Consider the following 3,889-nt stretch of genomic DNA (forward strand, 5'->3'; position numbering starts at 1 on the left):
GTGCTATTGCCCTGGCGGCCCCCTTTACCCTGGGGAACCTCTTGCGCATTTTTGGAAAAAAAGGGTTTTACGTCAAGGATACGGAAAGCCTGGAACGCATGGCTTTGGTAGACACGGCCATTTTCGACAAAACCGGGACCCTCACCACTACCCGGAAAAACAGCATTGATTACACTGGGATTGAACTTACTGAGGCCGAGGCCATCCTGCTTAAAAACACCCTCCGGGCCTCCGGGCACCCTTTGAGTCAAACCCTGTACAAACAACTGGAGCCCTACAATATTATCCCGTTAGACAATTTTGAAGAGCACCTGGGAGAAGGCCTGGAAGGACGTCTGGACGACGCCCACATCCGGGTGGGTTCCAGTGACTTCGTCACCGGGGCACCCCCTTCCCAGCCGGGCGGGTCCGAAGTGCATATCAGCACGAATGACCATTACAAAGGCCATTTTATTATACGCAACAGCTACAGGGAAGGTGCAGGTGCGCTCTTTGAAGAACTGAGTCATGACTATTCCCTGGCCGTACTTTCAGGGGATAACGAATCTGAAAAAACCTATCTGCAAGAGTTGCTACCCCCGCTGACGCCTATGTATTTTAACCAGAAGCCCAGGGAAAAATTACAATTTGTCCGGGAGCTCCAGCGGGAAGGGAAAGAGGTGCTCATGGTTGGTGATGGCCTTAACGATGCAGGGGCGCTTGCCCAGAGCAAGGTGGGGATTGCCATCAGTGAAGATGCCAACCTTTTTACCCCGGCGTGCGATGCCATACTGGACAGCCGTCAATTCGCCAACCTCGGGGTATTCCTGAACATTACCAAAAAGGCGATGAAGGTCATCTATATGAGTTTTGCGTTTTCCCTCCTGTACAATTTGGTAGGCCTGTATTTTGCGGTAACCGGACAACTCGAACCGGTCATTGCCGCCATCCTGATGCCCCTGAGTTCCATCAGCATTGTTGCCTTTACCACGGCAGCCACGAATTGGATAGGCAGAAAAATTGAATAACTTTTGAACACTGATATTTATCATATTTTTAACTTTACAAGGAGTCTAGTTTTACACTCAAATTCCGCCTGGGTATGAGCGTTATTTATATGTTGCTGGCTATCAGTGTTTTGGTGGCCATAATCTTCTTTGTAGCCTTTATTATTTCTGTCAGGAAAGGTCAATATGACGATTCCTACACCCCTTCTGTACGCATGCTTTTTGAAGATGAGCTCGTAGAGAAGGACTCCGATGTATCTAATTTCAACCAACTCGATAATCCAAATTAAAAATTGATCTATGGAAATTCAGCAATTTCACTATGACAATAAAATCGTACAGAAATTTCTGTATGCCACCCTGCTTTGGGGTGTTGTCGGAATGCTGGTAGGCCTGCTACTGGCGTTCATGTTTATCTTTCCGAACCTCACGGATGGGATTTCATGGCTGAGTTTTGGGCGGCTTCGCCCGTTACACACCAATGCCGTCATCTTCGCTTTTGTCGGAAATGCCATGTTTGCCGGGGTTTACTATTCCACCCAGCGGCTGCTCAAAGCGCGAATGTTCAGCGATTGGATGAGTAACTTTAATTTCTGGGGCTGGCAGGCCATTATTGTGGCTGCCGCCGTTACGCTCCCCCTGGGGTATTCCACTTCCAAGGAATACGCAGAACTGGAGTGGCCCATCGACCTCGCCATTGCGGCGGTCTGGGTCGTATTTGGCTGGAACTTTATCGGCACTATGCTCAAACGCCGACAGCGCCACCTCTATGTGGCTATCTGGTTCTATCTGGCCACCATTGTTACAGTTGCCGTGCTGCATATATTTAACAGCCTGGCCCTCCCGGTAAGCGCCATGAAGAGTTATTCGGTCTACGCGGGTGTACAGGATGCCCTGGTACAGTGGTGGTACGGCCACAACGCTGTGGCTTTCTTCCTGACAACGCCATTTTTGGGGCTGATGTATTATTTCGTTCCCAAGGCTGCGAACCGCCCCATTTACTCCTACCGGCTCTCTATCGTCCACTTCTGGTCGCTCATTTTTATCTATATCTGGGCCGGACCCCACCACTTACTGTATTCATCCCTGCCGGACTGGGCTCAAAACCTCGGGGTGGCCTTTTCCGTAATGCTTATCGCCCCCTCCTGGGGTGGGATGATCAACGGCTTGCTCACCTTGCGCGGTGCCTGGGATAAAGTACGGACGAGCCCCGTACTCAAATTTATGGTGGTCGCCATTACAGGTTATGGAATGGCCACGTTCGAAGGCCCGATGCTTTCACTTAAAAACATTAATGCTATTGCCCACTTCAGCGACTGGATTATCGCCCACGTGCACGTAGGGGCACTGGCGTGGAACGGGTTCCTGACCTTCGGGATGATCTACTGGTTGGTCCCCCGGATGTTTAAAACACGGCTGCACTCTACGGGTATGGCGAACTTCCACTTCTGGATCGGTACGCTGGGGATCATCCTCTACGCCCTTCCGATGTATGTCGCCGGGTTCACCCAGGCCCTGATGTGGAAAGAATTCAATCCGGATGGCACCCTGGTTTACGGAAACTTCCTCGAAACCGTGAATGAAATTATGCCCATGTACTGGATGCGGGCCATAGGCGGCTCCATGTACCTGGTAGGGATGGTGGTAATGCTCTACAATATTATTGCAACCGTTCGTTCGGGCAGCAAGCTGGAAGATGAACTGGCGGAAGCCCCGGCCCTGTCCCGTATCGGTGGCCGGAGAAGGGCCGGAGAAAAGTATCATACGTGGCTGGAGCGCCGACCCATCCAGTTGACCTTGCTCGCCACCGTTGCCATTCTGATCGGAGGAGTTATTCAAATCATCCCCACCCTTTTGGTGAAATCGAATATCCCGACAATAACCAGTGTAACGCCTTACACGCCACTGGAACTCGAAGGACGAGACCTGTACATTCGGGAAGGTTGCGTCGGGTGTCACTCCCAGATGGTACGCCCCTTCCGAAGCGAAGTGGAACGGTACGGGGAATACGCCAAAGCGGGGGAATTTGTATACGACCACCCCTTCTTGTGGGGTAGTAAACGCACCGGCCCGGATTTGTTGCGGGTGGGTGGAAAATATTCGGACAACTGGCACCTGAATCATTTTTACGATCCACAAAGCACCTCTTCGGGATCCATCATGCCGTCCTATAAATGGTTGATCCGCAACAAACACGACCGCAGCGGCGCTGCTGACAAAATGCGGGTCATGGTCACCCTTGGGGTACCGTATTCAGATGAAGACATCTCCGGGGCCGAAGCCTCCATGGATACCCAGGCGGCACAGATCGAGAAAAACCTCTATGCCGATCCGGAGTTTGTGAGAAGCTACGAGGAGGAAAAAACCTATGCCCAGCAAAACGGTGAGGAATTCATTGAAATGAAAGACCGGGAAATCGTCGCTATGATTGCCTATTTACAGCGTTTGGGTACCGATATCAAAATTAAACAAAACACGGAGGTCGCCTCTGAAAATCGCTAAGCCATGATGAAAATTGTAAAACAACATATGGAAAGCATCGAAGGGATTGCGACCTATCCGATGATCTCACTCCTGATATTCTTCGTTTTTTTTACCCTGCTTTTCTGGTGGGTTTTTACCACCTCCAAAGAACGGATCAAAGAAATGGAAGAAATGCCACTAGACGACCAACACCAAAAACCATTTGACCAATGAGAAATTCGACACCTGCCTGGGTACGGGTACCCGTGCTGTTTTTCACCATCTTCCTCCTGATGGAGTACTTCATCGACTCCGGGGATCAGCCGGCGTTTATCGCCTATCCGATGACTTTGTACTTTTTGCTACTGGTCCTGTTGCTGCTTATCGCCATAGAACTGATCCTGAAGTCTATAGAAAACGTCATGTACCAAACCCTCTCG

The 3,889-nt window shown here is 50.5% G+C and carries 4 protein-coding genes and 1 pseudogene; all 5 read left to right on the plus strand.

Features of this window, described 5'->3' with window-relative positions; genetic code table 11:
* Window positions 1-1,007: HAD-IC family P-type ATPase (locus WBV75_RS12625; protein WP_424120946.1), on the plus strand; the 1,007-nt coding region annotated here is incomplete at its 5' end.
* Between the two features lie 74 nt (window positions 1,008-1,081).
* The gene (gene ccoS, locus WBV75_RS12630; protein ID WP_424120947.1) at window positions 1,082-1,276 is read left to right on the plus strand and encodes a cbb3-type cytochrome oxidase assembly protein CcoS; all 195 of its coding nucleotides are present in this window, start codon (window positions 1,082-1,084) and stop codon (window positions 1,274-1,276) included.
* A gap of 10 nt (window positions 1,277-1,286) precedes the next feature.
* Complete coding sequence (gene ccoN, locus WBV75_RS12635; protein WP_424120948.1) at window positions 1,287-3,488, plus strand: cytochrome-c oxidase, cbb3-type subunit I; 2,202 nt, start codon at window positions 1,287-1,289, stop codon at window positions 3,486-3,488.
* Window positions 3,489-3,491: 3 nt separating this feature from the next.
* Window positions 3,492-3,683 (plus strand): CcoQ/FixQ family Cbb3-type cytochrome c oxidase assembly chaperone, encoded by a 192-nt coding sequence (locus WBV75_RS12640; RefSeq protein ID WP_424120949.1) that lies wholly within the window; start codon window positions 3,492-3,494, stop codon window positions 3,681-3,683.
* Window positions 3,680-3,889: pseudogene (locus tag WBV75_RS12645) on the plus strand (cbb3-type cytochrome c oxidase N-terminal domain-containing protein); the annotation flags it as partial. The gene WBV75_RS12640 and the pseudogene WBV75_RS12645, both read left to right, overlap by 4 nt.

Source organism: Robiginitalea sp., assembly GCF_049588695.1.
In the GTDB taxonomy this organism is placed as follows: domain Bacteria; phylum Bacteroidota; class Bacteroidia; order Flavobacteriales; family Flavobacteriaceae; genus Robiginitalea.

Bases quoted from the DNA above. Each gene is read 5' to 3' on its own strand.
- ccoS (WP_424120947.1), top strand. From the start codon at position 1,082: ATGAGCGTTATTTATATGTTGCTGGCTATCAGTGTTTTGGTGGCCATA.
- ccoN (WP_424120948.1), top strand. From the start codon at position 1,287: ATGGAAATTCAGCAATTTCACTATGACAATAAAATCGTACAGAAATTT.
- WBV75_RS12640 (WP_424120949.1), top strand. From the start codon at position 3,492: ATGATGAAAATTGTAAAACAACATATGGAAAGCATCGAAGGGATTGCG.